This is a genomic window from Bacillus cereus group sp. Bc031 (assembly GCF_027716265.1).
Classification (GTDB): Bacteria; Bacillota; Bacilli; order Bacillales; family Bacillaceae_G; genus Bacillus_A; species Bacillus_A paranthracis.
On the sequence record NZ_JAQFUL010000103.1, the window covers coordinates 1 to 15,419 of the forward strand.

Here is a 15,419-nt window from a genome sequence, read left to right on the forward strand (position 1 = left end):
CTAGCTAGCTTTTTAGAAAGAATAACGTTTTTTGTCACTTGGGGGTAGTGAAAATTCTTAAGTTGATGGGCATGCGTATTTCCCCCAAATGTAGGAGAAATAGTTTGTCCACCAGGAAAGTTTTCTATATAATGATGTAAATTTGGTACAGGATCTTCACTAAAAGAAAGGTTAGTTGCTTTCGTCGGATCCCAAAACGATTCACTCATTACAAAAATAATATTCGGTTTCTCTTTTTTCTTTGGGCTCCCTATATTTCCACTATATTGTTTTTTTATATCGTTTGCTATTTGAAGCATATTTTCTTTAGAATAATTTTTTGGTTTTTCCATAACTGTTGTATCTAAATTGCTAATAAACCCAAGTACAAAACCATTTGAAGCATAGTTCTCATTTTGATCCCACAAAACAAAATCTACACCTGATTTTTGAAATACTTTATTCATAAATGTGTTCGCAAAATTACCGTACGCATATAGAACAAAAATAGAACCTACTACTAATAAGGCTCTTATTCCTAGATGAGTCTTTACATTTTGAATATACCTTCTCATATATATCCCTGCTACAATACAAGCCATGATACTTAAGATAATGACAAAAATATAACTCCAGCTAAAATAGTCCATCACCATCGGTATAACAGATTGCATATGCATAATTTGTGTGAAATCAGAAGGATACAGCGGATCACCTCTAAAAATAAGCTTTAAATAATTCACAATACCTAAAATGACTAACGTACAGCTCGTTAAAATCATACTTAGAAAAACCTTGCCTATTAAATTATAAACAAGAATGTATATTGCATAAATTACTACAAAACTTAATATAAACTGCATGTTATACAAGTAAATCCAATTCATTGCCTCTATGAAACTCATATTAACTTGCATGACAATATAAAATAACGCTACTGTATGAGCTAGTAAAAATAATACAAAATGCACTCGTAGGGATGCCCTAAGTGTAGACATCTCTTTTTTATTAAAATGTGAAATATAAAATGTTATGCCCCATATGAAAATCATCATAACAATTAAAACAAGATTTTGATTTAAATGAGCTTTCATTATGTCTAAATTAAAAACCTTTAAAAGCATAAACAGCATAGTTATTACTAATAAAGTCACCATACTACTTATAATGCTAGAAATTAATATATTTCTTTTTGGAAGAGCAAAAAGTGTAGAACCATACTTCAATTCATTCCCTCGTTTCTATGTCTTAATTTCCCCCGCATCGAAAGAACTATTTCTATTAAAATAACATATATGACATATTTCGTCTGCATAGTTGATTCTATCATAAATGTATTGTCTTAATATTCCCTTAGTAAACAGTTAAATTATGGCATACAAATTACTCATTCTTGAAAAACTTAATTTCAGCATTCCACTTTATGATATAATAACTATGTTTTGGAAATCCTTAATACTATTAAAGATTTCACATGAAAATACGAAAGAATTAATAAAAAAGGAGTTGCTCATTTTTGCTTACTAAGTTTAAGAGTTTGCCTAAAGCGGTATATGCAATTTTGGCGCTTTCTTTCCTGTTGCACGTTTTTTGTTTAGTAAAACAGCCAGGATTAGATGGAGAGTTAGTCAAAGTAACATATGGTGCAAATGATGCCTTTAACTATTCGTTAACAGCTGAACAACTATTAAAACATGGTGTATTTGGTTATGTGTATTTAGAACCTAGTGAAGTTCCAGGGAAAAATGCATATATCACACCAGGTCAGCCATTACTATTAGCTGGCGCTATGATTATTTCTGATATTACATCAATTCCTTACTATTACGTAGCAACTGTTATTAACATGATTATGAACCTATGCACAGTGCTATTAGTATTCTTAATAGGAAAAGAATTGTTCGAAAAAAACATTTATGGAATTGTTGCAAGTATTTTATATGCTATTTATCCAAGTAACTATACATACTTCCGTACATTGCTAACAGAAGTTCCATCCATATTCTTATTAGCGTTATGTGTATATGTATTTGTTCTCGCATGGAAATACAATAAAGTGAAATTCCATATATGGTTTGGAATTGTCGTTTCAATTTTACTTATGTTCCGTCCAAATCCAGCTCCAATGATGCTCATTCCTGTTCTTGTTGTGTTATTTACATATGGATTTAAAGACTCCATTCGAATCGGATTGTTATGGTTTATCGGACCTTTCTTTATTATTGGTGCATGGGTTGTTCGTAACTATTTAGCACTCAACCAATTTATTTTATTCTCAACCCAAGGTGCTGATCCACTAATTGCGGGTGCTGATCCATTTAATAAAATTGGATATGAAAATATAGTAAATGAAATGAGAGCCAAAGGCTTAGATGACAAAGGGGCATACGCAAAAGAATTAATCAAGAACGGCTTTAAGACGGACTTCACTTATTGGTTCTCTTGGTTCACTGTCGGTAAAACAATTGAATTATTCAAAACAGCTCCTGCTGTAGACCAATACCGTATTCACAACTTTATGCAACTATGTCATAGAGTGTTTATCATCGGTACATTCTTGAGCAGCTTCTGCTTCATGCTAAATTCATTTAAACATAAACGCGTTATGATGCTAGTAGCAAGTTCTATTATTTACATTATCTTCTCAAACTTATTCTTAGCAATTAATCGCTATGGATTTTTCATTAATCCTCTTATGTGCTTAATTCTTGCATACGGATTAATTCACATTGTGCAGAAGCTTCCATTCTTCCGCACGAACCAAGCATAATAAGAAAGAGGTCGTCCAACGGTGGACGACCTCTTTCTTATTACCCCACACTTTGCACACAGCCAATTTGTCCATTCTGTAATCACACTTTAATTCCGTATGTATATGTTTCTGTATTTGTCAAAATATCTTTCACAATACTACTCACTATTTCACTTATAAATGCAAGTTTTTTACAACTATTACTATAACGAAAAGAACCCGCCACAAGACAGGTTCTTTTCGTTATTTTATGATAAAAGAAAAAATCATTAGCATGTGTATTATATAAAAGGAAACAGCCATATTTTCCATACGATACATACGAGTACAATAACTACAAAATCAAAAAAATCTAATCTCGGACCTTTTTTCATATTCATCTCTAGCCACATATGAATCCATTTTATTTTTGTATATTTTTGGATGTTTTTCTTTGCAAATCGGTAAATGAGCACTTGCATAATAAAAAATCCCACTACAAAAATGAATAAGAAAATGAGAAAATCGACCACAAAATTCCTCCTTATTTTTGCAGCGATTTTTCTACTATATGATTTTTCAAAACCCACTCTTCAAATTGAGCACTTCCAAATTCCCAACTAAGATCACGAGCATGTACAGAAAAAACGTAATAGCCAGCATATTCGTCCATAAATTTACCCGTCTCGATCCCATCTTTCTGAAGACCATATGCTCCAAAATTAAAATATACATCCCACACGTCTTCATTCTTCCGTTTATAAGCAATCGATTCCATATCACATTCTGTTCCGAAATAGTCAAGATGTAAATGTACGCTATCATCATATTCGTACTCCATTTTATCACCCCTTATATTTGTACTTCTTTATCACCAAAAAAATTCCTGCTATCTACACTCACATGTGGGCACTTACCTACATATCATGCTTGTAGAGTGACTTCTAGGAGGTGTTATATAGTGAAAAAATTAATAGCTGTTTTTTGTATCATGTTACTAGCTGTCTTCACACTTGTTGCTTGCAGTAGTAAAAAAGAAGATACGAAAGAACAAACTCAAAATGTTCGAGTCGGCGAAGTTACCCACTCTCTCTTCTATGCCCCGTTATATGTCGGGATTGAAAAAGGATTTTTTAAAGATGAGGGATTACATGTTGACCTCCAAACAACAGCTGGAGGAGATAAAACGATGACTGCCTTATTATCTGGCGGGATTGATATTGCTCTCGTCGGTTCTGAAACGTCCATTTACGTTCATCAACAAGGCGCAAAAGACCCCGTCATTAACTTCGCACAACTTACACAAACAGATGGAACATTTTTAGTTTCACGTAAAAAATTAGACTCTTTTAATTGGAATGACGTAAAAGGTGTTACGTTTTTAGGACAGCGTAAAGGCGGTATGCCGCAAATGGTTGGAGAATACGTTTTAAAGAAAAATGGCATTGATCCTCACAAAGATACAAACTTAATTCAAAACATTGAATTTGCTAATATTGCAAATGCCTACGCATCTGGTACAGGGGAATTTGTCCAGCTCTTTGAACCGACTGCAAGTATATTCGAAAAAGAAGGAAAAGGATATATCGTCGCTTCGTTCGGAAATGAATCTGATACTGTTCCGTATACATCGTTCATGGCAAAGGAAAGTTTCTTAAAGAAAGATAAAGCTGCTGCTGAAAAATTCACACGTGCGCTCTATAAAGCACAACAATGGGTTGATACTCATAGTCCAGAAGAGATTGCTGATGCCGTTTCTCCGGTATTTAAAGACACTTCAAAAGACATTACAGTAAAAGTAATTGAACGGTATAAAAAGCAACATTCTTATGCGACAAATCCGCTATTAGATGCTGAAGAATGGAAACAGCTCCAAACGATTATGAAAGACGCTGGCGAATTACAAAAAGAAGTTCCACATGAAGCGCTCGTCAATACAAAAATTGCCGAGAGCGTTATTAAGAAATAGAGGCGAAGTGTATGAGCTTTTTACAAATACGTAACGTTTCTCACTGCTTTTTCGCAAAAGAGAATGCCAAATTGATTCTCGAAGATATGAGTTTACAAGTGGAAGAAGGCGAATTCATTTCGATACTCGGTCCAAGTGGTTGCGGCAAAACGACACTCCTCTCCATTATTGCCGGGCTGCTTGATCCAATTGAAGGTATCGTCTTTTTAGATGGTGAGCCCATTACAACGAAAACTTCATCTATGGGGTATATGTTGCAGCAAGACTACTTGTTCCCTTGGAAGACAATTGAAGAAAATATTATGCTTGGACTTCATATCCGAAACATTTACGATGAACAGACGAAAGAACATACTTTACAGCTTTTAAAGCAAGTCGGTCTACATGATGTAGAGCAGCAATACCCTCGTGAACTATCCGGTGGTATGCGTCAACGTGCCGCCCTCGTTCGAACATTAGCGACCGATCCAAAAATTTTATTGCTAGATGAACCTTTTTCGGCGCTCGATTATCAAACGAAATTGAAACTAGAAGATCTCGTTTTCAGCTTACTACACAAATATAAGAAAACTTCACTACTCGTGACGCATGATATTGAAGAAGCAATTGCGATGAGTGATCGTATTTATTTACTACAAGCGAATCCCGGAAAAATTGCAAAAACATTTATCGTCCCAGAAAGCATCCGTTCCTTATCACCGTTAGAATCACGCCACCACCATGACTTCCCATCCCTCTTCCAAAATATATGGAAGGAGTTGGAGCGCCTTGGATAATATAAAGCAACTACATGAACAATTTCGGAAAAAAGAACGCAGGCGCGCATGGTTAGCACGCTCTTTGCAGCTTTTACTGCTCATTCTTTTCTTTGCACTATGGGAAATCGCTAGCAAAAAAGAATGGATTGATCCTTTACTCTTTAGCTCTCCTTCAAGCATTTGGGATCTCTTCCTTAATAAATGGATGGACGGTTCGCTTTGGGTCCACATATGGACGACATTACTTGAAACGGGAGTAGGCTTCATTCTTGGAACAGTGCTCGGAGCCATTATCGCTACTTTCCTTTGGTGGCTACCACTTCTCGCCCGCGTACTTGATCCATATCTCGTCGTCCTAAACGCCATGCCAAAAGTGGCACTTGGGCCAATTATCATTGTAATCTTCGGTCCAAATATTTCTTCGTCAATTGCAATGGGGGTAATCATTTCCATCATCATTACCATTCTCGTTATTTACAGCGCATTCCAAGAAGTCGATTCTAACTATATAAAAGTGATGGACACATTTGGTGCAAATAAATGGCAATGTTATAAACAAGTCGTTCTCCCTGCATCTTTCCCAGCCATTATTTCAACGTTAAAAGTGAACGTTGGTTTATCATGGGTCGGTGTTATATTCGGCGAACTTCTCGTCTCTAAACAAGGTCTTGGCTACTTAATTAGCTACGGATTCCAAGTATTTAATTTCACACTTGTCTTACTAAGCGTACTACTCACATGCGTCCTCGCAACACTTATGTATGTGTTTGTTGAGACATTTGAAAAACTTCTAATTGGGAAACGAAAAAGAAGCTGACTTAGAGCGATAGACTATAGTCAGCTTCTTTCTTTTACTTTTTATCACACATCTTTGTTTCATTTTTAACGTTTCCATCCGCAACCGTAACTGTATGGAAACAATCTTTCACACGTACTGTAACGACATTATCTTTTCGATCTATCACATGATAATCATTAAACTTTTTATCCAATGCACTACGAATTTGCTCCCCTTCAAAAATCGGAAAACCGTGAGACATTACCCAAATGAGACCAGCGACAGCAAGAATCGTTTTCATACGTTTCATTACCTCCTCGAGAGTAAACTTATAGTCCCTATAACACGCGCATTATAATTGTGTCTAAATTGTGACATTTTTATACTAATTCTATTTTATAATGGTAGTTCCTTCTTCTTTTTAATAAAAATACAGAATTTTCAATTTTATCAACATAAAAAACGTAAAGAACTACAATTCTTTACGTTTTCTTAGCTAACATATATAACTCGCATTAGTTTCCACTTCGTTGTTCTATCGTTTTCGAAACATCATATAATCCTGCCAACACTTCCGCCCTCATTTTTACAAGCTCAGGGAATTGATAGAAAAAGGCAATTTTTTTATACTTTAACTCCGATCCTTCTTTCACCTTTTTTGAATCTTGCAAAATAAATGCTGTAAATGTATCTGCAATATCTTCTGCTACATTTGTCGTTCCATACTGTGATACAAACTCATCATGTTTTTCTTTAAAAAATTCAATTTGCGTTTCTTCACTTTCTTCTACTTTCTTTTCTGTCCACTCCAGCTCAATAGGCTTCCAGTAAGAATTATAAAATTGATTAATATAAGAGTTTTCCTTCGCACATCCCTCTTGTAAGAAAAGATTGCCGCATTTATTTCGGTACGTCGAAATATCTTTATCCTCTTCAAAATCCTTTACATTGTTTTCATCTACTGGTATTTGCTTATGCCCGAGCGTTAACACGTGAGCCGTCTCATGAATTAATGTTTTCATCACTTCATCAATATTTACCGCAGAATCAAGCGTATCTAAGCTAAGAGTCCATTCTTTCGGATTCTCTATACTAGGCATAACGTGAGCAACAACACCGTCATAACCATCCGTTATTAGATCAAATTCTGTTATATTCCCGCGATATTTAGCTGGAATGAGCGTGCGATACATATCCCACAAGTCTTCATGATACCCTCTATCTTGACGTTGTTGCAGTACTTCTTCTTTCGCTTCTTTATCTTCAGCAAATACTTTATTTAAACGTTTCCGTTCTATTTTTTCAAAATAAGGATCTACAATTTCATCGCCATCAATATAATAAGAAGCTAAAAAGAAATAATTTTCATCATCATCTTCTTTTTTCTGCTCTGCCTCTTTCATATCTGCACTTTCATGCTCTTCTATTTCATAATCTTCTACTGCTTCAAGCTCAGATAATCCATCTATTTTTTCATATACTTTTTGAAGTTTCTTATCTCCTATTTCCACGCATTCTTCGTCTGTTTTACACACTTCTTTTTCTTTCACACTCTTCATAGAACTTTCGCATCCTGCTAGTAAGCCGATTGCAACGATAACCCCTACTAACTTGCCATACAGTCTCTTCATACAATCCTCCATTATTCCATTCTACAAAATATCATAATCATTTTTTAACGAATATGCGATAATGAATTATAAAAAATGTAAGGAGGTTTCCTATGATTCGGGCAGTCTTATTCGACTTAGATGGAACACTATTAGATCGTCGTCAATCTTTAGAACAATTTATTCATGATCAATATAATCGCTTTGCCTCTCATTTAATGAACATAGAAAAATCCGAGTATTGTTCTCGATTTCTCGAACTAGATAATAATGGCTATACGTGGAAAGATAAAGTATATGCTACTCTCCTTTCCGAATACAACATTACTACTTTAACGCAAGAGCAACTGCTGCACGACTACATTACAAATTTTCAACATCATTGTATCCCTTTCCAAAACATGCATGAATTACTTCAACGTTTAACACAACAAAATATTAAAATTGGTATTATTACAAACGGCTTTACTGACTTTCAGATAAATAATCTTCGCGCACTAAACATACATACGTATACAAATACAATTCTCGTTTCAGAAGCGGAAGGAATTAAAAAACCGCATCCTGAAATTTTCGAAAGAGCTTTAAAAAAGCTAGATGTGAAGGCAGAAGAATGTCTTTACGTTGGGGATCATCCTGAAAATGATGTACTGGGTTCTGAACAAGTAGGGATTCTTGGTGTTTGGAAAAGAGATTCATTTTGGGGTAATTTTGAGCATTCGCGTGTGGTGGATGATTTGTTGGAGGTGCTTTCGTTTTTAGAGATAGAGACAAAAACAAGACAATAGTAAAAGGAGGCTTCGTTTCCCGGACGCCTCCTCTTCCTTTATAATTCATATACTGTAAACTGCGGTTTACTCGGATGATCTTTAACTAGCGCATCATCTGGAAACTTTGAAACTTTTTGATATAAGGCAATGTCACCCATGCAACCTGCTGTTAGTAGAATTCCTAAAAATGAGAGTGGCTCCAGATTCATAGCTAACCCCAATACAATTGGCAAAATTCCAGTCGGTAAAAACGGCAGCATTAACACTTTCTTCATTTGCTTTACTGTAATTTCTTTTTTAGAATGAGCGTATGCAGCACCTAATTTCCAATTGACGCCCCATGTTAGTTCACTCCACGGAACACCTCCGATATAACGAAATCCAATTAAATGTATTGCCTCATGAATACAAACGAAAACAATCATTCCAATAATCAAAAGAAACATAACGGGCAATGTAAATTCAATTTGAACCCCGCCTGAAAGAAATATATGCAAATAACCAATTCCAAACGCCAACGCAAATATTATAAGTAATGAATAGATATTTAACTTAACCATCGAAACAGTAACAGTCATTTCTTTCCCTTTATCCATCTTTCCCCTCCTAAAATGTAAATATATCTTTACAAAATTGTATAATATACCCAAAATAATGTAAAGATATATTTACATTTGATCTTATAAAAAAAGAAATCGGCCACTTTACTTCGTAAAACAGCCGATTTCTTCTATATGTTTCATCGTACGCGCCAATACATCGTCGCGCATTATAAAGCTAAATTTTCTATCCGTTTTAATGTTGTCAGGAATGTTTTTTAATAAAACAGACCCTTTCGTTTCTTCGTAATGCGTATGTTGTTCTACCGCACTAATTGTTGCAAAATAAATGTTTTTAATGATTATTTTGTCTTTTCCAGATACTTTATATTGTCCTAAGTAAGTTAAATCAGAAACTATGCCGCCGGTTTCTTCATGAACCTCTCGAACTGCCGCTTCTTCCGGTGTTTCCCCTAGTTCTACTTTTCCACCTGGAAATTCAAGACCGCGACGTAAATGATGCGTTAATAACCATTGATCCCCGTACCGGCATACAACCCAAACATGCTTTGGCTCAGGAGAAAATGGATAACGTTCAAACGATAATTGTACAGTGTTGTGGTAATAATCTTTAAATTTGTACATGCCATTACTCCCCTATTGATGGTTACAAGTTTTTCCTACCACAAATTGTAGCATATTCTCGCTTTTCTGCATAATATTATCCAATTATAATCCATTGATTATTCCCATTTGCGCGACTAATTCTTTCGTCTCATGATTTCCTAAATCGTAAATCATTTTATATGCTTTTTGTAGTTGTTCATCATATCGGTCATTATTTGAATCATGATGATACTCAACAAATGGAACGTGGGAGCGTACAAATGAACCTAAATCCTCTACATACGCTTGATCAAAGTACTCTCTTAACTCCGTAATTTCCTCATCATTTGCGGAAATCTCAAAATTATACGTATCCGCTGTCTTCACTTGTGAAATTTGACCGTTTGCTATTGATATATAATATGTTTTTTTCTGCTCCATGTAACACCCTTCTTTCATCCTTTTTATTTCTATTGTTTTCATCAATTACAAAATTATGTAAAATAAAGAAAAGGAGGGGTTCCATGTTTAAAATATTAATTATCGGTATTATAATCGTCCTAGTCATATTAGTACTCTCCGTCATGACGATTAATAAAGGCTACGCTTATAAACATTCCGTCGATAAACCAGAAGATAACCCGTATACAAAAAACAGCAAGAAGAATTCATAATACGCTTCGTATACCACTACTTATTTTAGGCCACATCATATCCAGTATTCGTTTACTAGCAGTTCAAAATAACTTTCTACCACTTTCACAATTTCTATTAGGAGCTTTACTACCCTTAAACAAATAAAGAAAAAGATTTAGGAACCGGATCTATTTGGATTTTCCTCATCATTAGCTATATAAAATAACAATGGGGATATATATGCTAAAGGGATTACAGGTTATTTTTGCACTCATTGCATTATGTATAGTAATTTACGGATATTTTACTGGTAATAGAGAAATGATGCCTTATATGTTCATTTTCTTAGGATTAATGGCTTTCACTATAGGACTAGGAGAAATAAAACAAGACAGAAAATCTAGTGGTATATTTGCTTTCATAGCTGGAGCTGGTGCTTTATTTCTTAGCTTCTCAGAACTATTCCGGTAAATAATCTATTTACATGCTAACTGGATTACGGATTGTTTTAGGACTTTTCACGCTTCTCATACTCTTTCTTTGCACATATATCCAGATTACCGATCATTTCTCACTTCTCCCATACGTACAATTTATTCTCAGTTGTTTCTTTATTCTTGTCGGAATTAACAAATTTATATCCGGACGAAAATCAATGAGCATTCCGTTTTTTTTCGTTTCTATTCTTACACTCTTCGTTCTCATATCAAACTACCTTCGCTACGTATAGAATGAAATCTTGAGCAATTTCGCATTTACAAGCACGTAATAAAATAGGGATGATTTTTTTGTCAGTTTTTGTCGGTAAGTCGATATCCAGTGTCGAAACGTCGATATATTAAAAAAATCGTTGATATATTTCAAGTTACGGTCGATATATTCGAAAAATCGTCGATATAATTTTATTTATTATCATGACACAAAAAAACTGCCCTTTTACAGGCAGTTTTCTTTCTATCCAAATACTTTCTCAAGTTCATCTTTATCTTGGCTTAACCAGAAGTTCATTAAGCGTTTTGCTCCTTCTAAATCGTGAAGCTTCGCTTGACCACATTGCGTTTCATTTGCAGCTGGAATTTCTGTAATTTGAACCGCATCTTTTAATGTTAGTTCTAATAAATCAATGATTTCTCGAACTGTCGGTGTTCCGCTTACTACAAGGTAGTATCCTGTTTGGCAGCCCATTGGTGAAATATCGATAATATCGAAATGCGGATAACGATCAATATATTTACGTAAATTAAATGCTAATAAATGTTCTAACGTGTGAATAACATCTGGTTTCATCGCTTGTTTATTCGGTTGGCAAAAACGAATATCAAATTTATTTACAATACCGTCACTACCTACATTGTGAACTCCGCAATGTCTTACATAAGGTGCCTTTACAATCGTATGATCTAATTCAAAGCTTTCTACTGATGGCATACAACATCTCTCCCGCCTTTAATTTAATTCCGTTATATCCAATATGATATAACGGAAATGCACATTAGTAAAGTATTATGTACAGTCGTGCTATAATACTTTAAGAATATGCTGAAAAGGAGATCGTTATGAAACAGATTTTTATTGGGATTATACGCTTTTATCAAAAGTTCATTTCTCCGATGACACCGCCAACTTGCCGCTTTTATCCAACTTGTTCTCATTACGGATTAGATGCGTTTCAAAAACATGGTGCACTCAAAGGCTTTTGGCTTACTTGTAAGCGTATATTAAAATGTCACCCTTTCCACCCGGGAGGATTTGATCCTGTCCCAGATAAAAAGGATGACAAAGTACATTCTTAATTGTCGTAACCATTCACAACTAAATCTAATTTTCCTGTATCAGGATCGATAACAAGACCGTGAACAGGTACTTCTTCCGGAAGTAATGGGTGGTTGCGAAGTACTGATACGCTATGTTCTACACTTTCTTCTACACTAGAGAAACCACGCAAGAATTGTTCTAAATCGATTCCAGAATAACGAAGCATATCTAATTTCTCTTCTGTTATACCGCGCTCTTTCATTTTCTCAATCGTACTGCTTGCTTGAATTTTTGCCATACCACAATCATGGTGACCAACTACACATACTTCATCAGCGCCAAGTTCGTATACAGCGACTAAAATACTACGCATAATACTTCCAAATGGATGTGAAATAACAGCGCCTGCTACTTTAATAATTTTCACATCGCCGTTACGCATATTCATCGCTTTCGGTAATAGTTCAACAAGTCTTGTATCCATACAAGAAATAATTACCATCTTTTTGTTTGGAAATTTCCCCGCTACAAACTCTTCATACTTTTTCTCTTCAACAAATTTCTCATTGTACTGCAAAATCTCTTCTAATGACTTCATAGTAAAGGGCCCTCTTTTCTCTCGTTTACACTACATAAATAGTGTACCAAAATATGAAAAACTCAAAAAGGATATCGCTTTATAGTAAAAATAAGATATTTTCAGATAATCGACATAATTCTTTCAAAATATACACACAGCTTTGTAACAAGTCTCACATACTTTAAACGCATTTTCACTATAAACTGATTGTAGATAATGTAAAAAAGGAGTGAATATTTATTATGTCCGACGTTCTGTTACTGAGTCGTTTTCAATTTGCAATTACTGTTTTTTATCATTTTTTATTTGTACCTTTGACAATCGGACTTGTTATTTTAGTAGCGTGTATGGAGACTCAATACGCCCGCACATTGAATCCAACATACCGCAAAATGGCAAATTTCTGGGGTAAATTATTTACAATTAACTTCGTAATGGGGATTATAACCGGGATTACGATGGAATTCCAATTTGGAACAAACTGGTCTGAGTACTCCAAATATATGGGAGATATTTTCGGATCACCTCTCGCAATCGAAGCACTCGTTGCCTTCTTCTTAGAATCTACTTTCATGGGAATATGGTTATTCGGTAAAGATAAAATTTCACCAAAGTTCCGTGCCTTCTGTATGTGGATGGTTGCACTTGGAACAAATATTTCCGCCCTTTGGATTATTACAGCAAACGGCTTTATGCAAAACCCTGTTGGCTACGTCGTACGTAACGGCCGCGCTGAATTAAATGATTTCTGGGCACTCGTTACGAATCCATACGCTTGGAATATGTTCTTCCATACTGTAGTTGGTTGCTATATTGTTGGTGCTTTCTTCGTTATGGAAATTAGTGCCTATCACTTATTACGTAAAAATGAAGTTGAATTCTTCAAAAAATCATTTAAGTTTGGCTTAATGTTAGGCTTATTTGCCGCAACAATTACACCGTTTATGGGACATCAATCTGGTGTATCAGCAGCTAAATATCAACCAGCTAAAGGTGCTGCAATGGAAGCTGTTTGGGAAACTGGAAAAGGACAAGGCTTCTCGATTGTTCAAATTCCTGATGTAAAAAACGAAAAGAACTTTGAATTCCTAACGATTCCAAAGTTAGGAAGTTTCTTCTATACAAATTCATTTGATGGCGAAATTGTTGGTTTAAAAGATATTCCGAAAGAAGATCGTCCAAACGTTAACCTTGTGTACTATAGCTTCCGCTTAATGGTTGCACTTGGTATGTTCTTTATGGCATTAACTTGGTACGGTTTCTACTTAAACCGAAAAGGAAAACTGGAAAACTCAAAACGTTACTTAAAAATGACAATATGGTCTGTTTTACTACCATATATCGCAATTAATGCTGGTTGGATTGTTGCCGAAGTAGGTCGTCAACCATGGACAGTATATAAACTCATGCGTACCGCAGAATCTGTATCACCTATATCTGTCCCGCAAATTTGGTTCTCATTAATTAGTTTAATCTTGTTCTACACTTTACTTTTAATCGCAGACGTATACTTAATGCTGAAGTTCGCCAAAAAAGGACCAGCAGCATTAGAAGAACCTGCTACTGAGGGAGGCGTGGCTCATGTCTCATGATATGCTTGCGATTATCTGGTTTGGTTTATGGGGCGTGATTTGGACAGTTTACTTTATTCTTGATGGATATGCACTTGGTAACGGAATGATTTTTCCTTTCGTTACGAAAGACCGACAAGAACGAAATCAATTACAAGAAGCAATTGGCCCGTTCTGGGGCGGTAATGAAGTGTGGTTAATTACAGCTGGTGGTGCAACATTTGCTGCCTTCCCAGTCACTTACGCAAATATGTTTAGTTATTTATATACACCGTTATTCTTAGTATTACTTGCACTATTTGCTCGTGCTGCTGGACTTGAGTTCATGCATAAAGATGATTCACCAATTTGGCAAAAAACTTGTAAATGGGCATTTGCAATTGGTAGTTTCTTAATTGCTTTCCTATTCGGTGTTACATTTGCTAATCTTTATTACGGACTGCAAATCGGAAAAAATGGCTATGAAGGAAATTTACTTAGCTTACTAAATCATTACGGTATTTTAGGAGGGTTGTTCTTCACTGCTATATTCGCGTCGTATCGGGTGCTCTTTGGGTTATGATTAAAACGACTGGTGAAGTATCTGACCGTGCTTATAAAATCACAAGACCATTTTCAATGGCAGCTGCTATCATTTTAGCTATTTTCTATGTAGCAACTGCAAATCGTACAAATTTATTCCAAAACTTCACAGAGTACCCGGTACTATTCATTCTTCCAGTACTTGCAATGTTAATGAGTGTACTCGCACTTATTATGGTGTACAAACATAAAATCGGTCTTGCATTCACATTCGTTTGCTTAACAATCGCAATGTTTATGACAACTGGCTTTGCGGGTATGTTCCCAAGAATGTTACCATCTCGTATTAATGATGCTTATAGTACAACGTTATACAACGCAGCTGGTAGTCAATTAAACTTAAAAATTATGTTCTTCGTTGCAATGGTTATGGTACCAATTGTTATTGGATATCAACTTTGGAGTTACAGTATCTTTAAAAATAAAATTCATAAAGACTCTGCTAAAGGGTATCACTAAAATGAAAAAAGACACTTCGTTTTGAAGTGAACCCGAATAGTGGCACATGAAAAAAACACCTCCTGAATTCGCATACTAAGTATGCAAATTCAATGG

The 15,419-nt window shown here is 35.2% G+C and carries 18 protein-coding genes and 4 pseudogenes; 11 read left to right on the forward strand and 11 right to left on the reverse strand.

The window, feature by feature from the left end:
* Window positions 1-1,205 (reverse strand): annotated as a pseudogene (locus PDQ33_RS25380) (LTA synthase family protein); the annotation flags it as partial.
* A gap of 290 nt (window positions 1,206-1,495) precedes the next feature.
* Here PDQ33_RS25380 and PDQ33_RS25385 point away from each other — a divergent pair.
* Window positions 1,496-2,749 (forward strand): glycosyltransferase family 39 protein, encoded by a 1,254-nt coding sequence (locus tag PDQ33_RS25385; RefSeq protein ID WP_000956217.1) that lies wholly within the window; start codon window positions 1,496-1,498, stop codon window positions 2,747-2,749.
* 82 nt (window positions 2,750-2,831) lie between these two features.
* Here PDQ33_RS25385 and PDQ33_RS29235 read toward each other — a convergent pair.
* The 3 genes and pseudogenes from PDQ33_RS29235 to PDQ33_RS25395 all read right to left on the reverse strand — a co-directional run.
* A pseudogene (locus PDQ33_RS29235) lies at window positions 2,832-2,906 on the reverse strand (YwbE family protein); the annotation flags it as partial.
* Between the two features lie 106 nt (window positions 2,907-3,012).
* Window positions 3,013-3,243, reverse strand: coding sequence for a hypothetical protein (locus PDQ33_RS25390; protein WP_061132005.1), 231 nt, complete (start codon window positions 3,241-3,243; stop codon window positions 3,013-3,015).
* An 11-nt stretch (window positions 3,244-3,254) separates the two neighbouring features.
* Window positions 3,255-3,551, reverse strand: coding sequence for a DUF3986 family protein (locus PDQ33_RS25395; protein ID WP_000455572.1), 297 nt, complete (start codon window positions 3,549-3,551; stop codon window positions 3,255-3,257).
* Window positions 3,552-3,671: 120 nt separating this feature from the next.
* Here PDQ33_RS25395 and PDQ33_RS25400 point away from each other — a divergent pair, with 120 nt between their 5' ends.
* Genes PDQ33_RS25400 through PDQ33_RS25410 form a run of 3 tightly spaced genes read left to right on the forward strand, consistent with a single transcriptional unit; the run spans window position 3,672 to window position 6,254 of the window.
* Window positions 3,672-4,679, forward strand: coding sequence for an ABC transporter substrate-binding protein (locus PDQ33_RS25400; protein WP_270756820.1), 1,008 nt, complete (start codon window positions 3,672-3,674; stop codon window positions 4,677-4,679).
* Between the two features lie 11 nt (window positions 4,680-4,690).
* A complete protein-coding gene (locus PDQ33_RS25405; RefSeq protein ID WP_000009047.1) occupies window positions 4,691-5,455 on the forward strand; it encodes an ABC transporter ATP-binding protein in 765 nt (254 codons plus the stop codon).
* Complete coding sequence (locus PDQ33_RS25410; protein ID WP_061132004.1) at window positions 5,448-6,254, forward strand: ABC transporter permease; 807 nt, start codon at window positions 5,448-5,450, stop codon at window positions 6,252-6,254. The genes PDQ33_RS25405 and PDQ33_RS25410 overlap by 8 nt, the downstream gene beginning before the upstream one ends.
* Before the next feature lie 34 nt (window positions 6,255-6,288).
* Here the strand turns inward: PDQ33_RS25410 and PDQ33_RS25415 are convergent, their stop codons facing one another.
* Both PDQ33_RS25415 and PDQ33_RS25420 read right to left on the reverse strand, forming a co-directional pair.
* A complete protein-coding gene (locus PDQ33_RS25415) occupies window positions 6,289-6,516 on the reverse strand; it encodes a hypothetical protein (RefSeq protein WP_000849109.1) in 228 nt (75 codons plus the stop codon).
* Window positions 6,517-6,730: 214 nt separating this feature from the next.
* Window positions 6,731-7,846, reverse strand: a complete 1,116-nt coding sequence (locus tag PDQ33_RS25420; protein ID WP_270756821.1) for a recombinase family protein — start codon at window positions 7,844-7,846, stop codon at window positions 6,731-6,733.
* Window positions 7,847-7,938: 92 nt separating this feature from the next.
* On the opposite strand from PDQ33_RS25420, the gene PDQ33_RS25425 reads away from it, so the two are divergent.
* Window positions 7,939-8,613 (forward strand): HAD family hydrolase, encoded by a 675-nt coding sequence (locus PDQ33_RS25425; protein WP_061132002.1) that lies wholly within the window; start codon window positions 7,939-7,941, stop codon window positions 8,611-8,613.
* Between the two features lie 38 nt (window positions 8,614-8,651).
* Here the strand turns inward: PDQ33_RS25425 and PDQ33_RS25430 are convergent, their stop codons facing one another.
* The 3 genes from PDQ33_RS25430 to PDQ33_RS25440 all read right to left on the reverse strand — a co-directional run bounded on the left by PDQ33_RS25430 (window position 8,652) and on the right by PDQ33_RS25440 (window position 10,181).
* The gene (locus tag PDQ33_RS25430; protein WP_061132001.1) at window positions 8,652-9,191 is read right to left on the reverse strand and encodes a DUF3267 domain-containing protein; all 540 of its coding nucleotides are present in this window, start codon (window positions 9,189-9,191) and stop codon (window positions 8,652-8,654) included.
* 108 nt (window positions 9,192-9,299) lie between these two features.
* Window positions 9,300-9,779 (reverse strand): antimutator 8-oxo-(dGTP/GTP)ase, encoded by a 480-nt coding sequence (gene mutTA / locus PDQ33_RS25435; protein ID WP_000276388.1) that lies wholly within the window; start codon window positions 9,777-9,779, stop codon window positions 9,300-9,302.
* 84 nt (window positions 9,780-9,863) lie between these two features.
* Window positions 9,864-10,181: a hypothetical protein gene (locus PDQ33_RS25440; protein ID WP_000435818.1), complete on the reverse strand. Its 318-nt coding sequence runs from the start codon at window positions 10,179-10,181 to the stop codon at window positions 9,864-9,866.
* An 83-nt stretch (window positions 10,182-10,264) separates the two neighbouring features.
* Here PDQ33_RS25440 and ytzI point away from each other — a divergent pair, with 83 nt between their 5' ends.
* The 3 genes and pseudogenes from ytzI (at window position 10,265) to PDQ33_RS25455 (ending at window position 10,847) form a co-directional block, all read left to right on the forward strand.
* Window positions 10,265-10,414, forward strand: coding sequence for a YtzI protein (ytzI, locus tag PDQ33_RS25445; protein WP_000472802.1), 150 nt, complete (start codon window positions 10,265-10,267; stop codon window positions 10,412-10,414).
* Window positions 10,407-10,602, forward strand: a pseudogene (locus tag PDQ33_RS25450) (hypothetical protein). Before ytzI ends, PDQ33_RS25450 begins: the two are co-directional and overlap by 8 nt.
* Before the next feature lie 14 nt (window positions 10,603-10,616).
* Window positions 10,617-10,847: a YczI family protein gene (locus PDQ33_RS25455; RefSeq protein ID WP_061132000.1), complete on the forward strand. Its 231-nt coding sequence runs from the start codon at window positions 10,617-10,619 to the stop codon at window positions 10,845-10,847.
* 483 nt (window positions 10,848-11,330) lie between these two features.
* Here the strand turns inward: PDQ33_RS25455 and luxS are convergent, their stop codons facing one another.
* On the reverse strand, window positions 11,331-11,804 hold the full coding sequence (gene luxS, locus PDQ33_RS25460) for an S-ribosylhomocysteine lyase LuxS (protein ID WP_001141369.1): 474 nt from the start codon (window positions 11,802-11,804) through the stop codon (window positions 11,331-11,333).
* 128 nt (window positions 11,805-11,932) lie between these two features.
* Here luxS and yidD point away from each other — a divergent pair, with 128 nt between their 5' ends.
* Window positions 11,933-12,169 carry a membrane protein insertion efficiency factor YidD gene (gene yidD, locus PDQ33_RS25465; RefSeq protein WP_270756823.1) on the forward strand — a complete coding sequence of 79 codons (237 nt, stop codon included), beginning with the start codon at window positions 11,933-11,935 and terminating at the stop codon, window positions 12,167-12,169.
* Here the strand turns inward: yidD and PDQ33_RS25470 are convergent.
* On the reverse strand, window positions 12,166-12,729 hold the full coding sequence (locus PDQ33_RS25470; RefSeq protein ID WP_000838159.1) for a beta-class carbonic anhydrase: 564 nt from the start codon (window positions 12,727-12,729) through the stop codon (window positions 12,166-12,168). The two genes, yidD and PDQ33_RS25470, sit on opposite strands and share 4 nt — an antisense overlap.
* 224 nt (window positions 12,730-12,953) lie before the next feature.
* Here PDQ33_RS25470 and cydA point away from each other — a divergent pair, with 224 nt between their 5' ends.
* Window positions 12,954-14,303, forward strand: a complete 1,350-nt coding sequence (cydA, locus tag PDQ33_RS25475) for a cytochrome ubiquinol oxidase subunit I (protein ID WP_270756824.1) — start codon at window positions 12,954-12,956, stop codon at window positions 14,301-14,303.
* Window positions 14,293-15,323 (forward strand): annotated as a pseudogene (cydB, locus tag PDQ33_RS25480) (cytochrome d ubiquinol oxidase subunit II). Before cydA ends, cydB begins: the two are co-directional and overlap by 11 nt.
* Window positions 15,324-15,419: the final 96 nt, after the last annotated feature.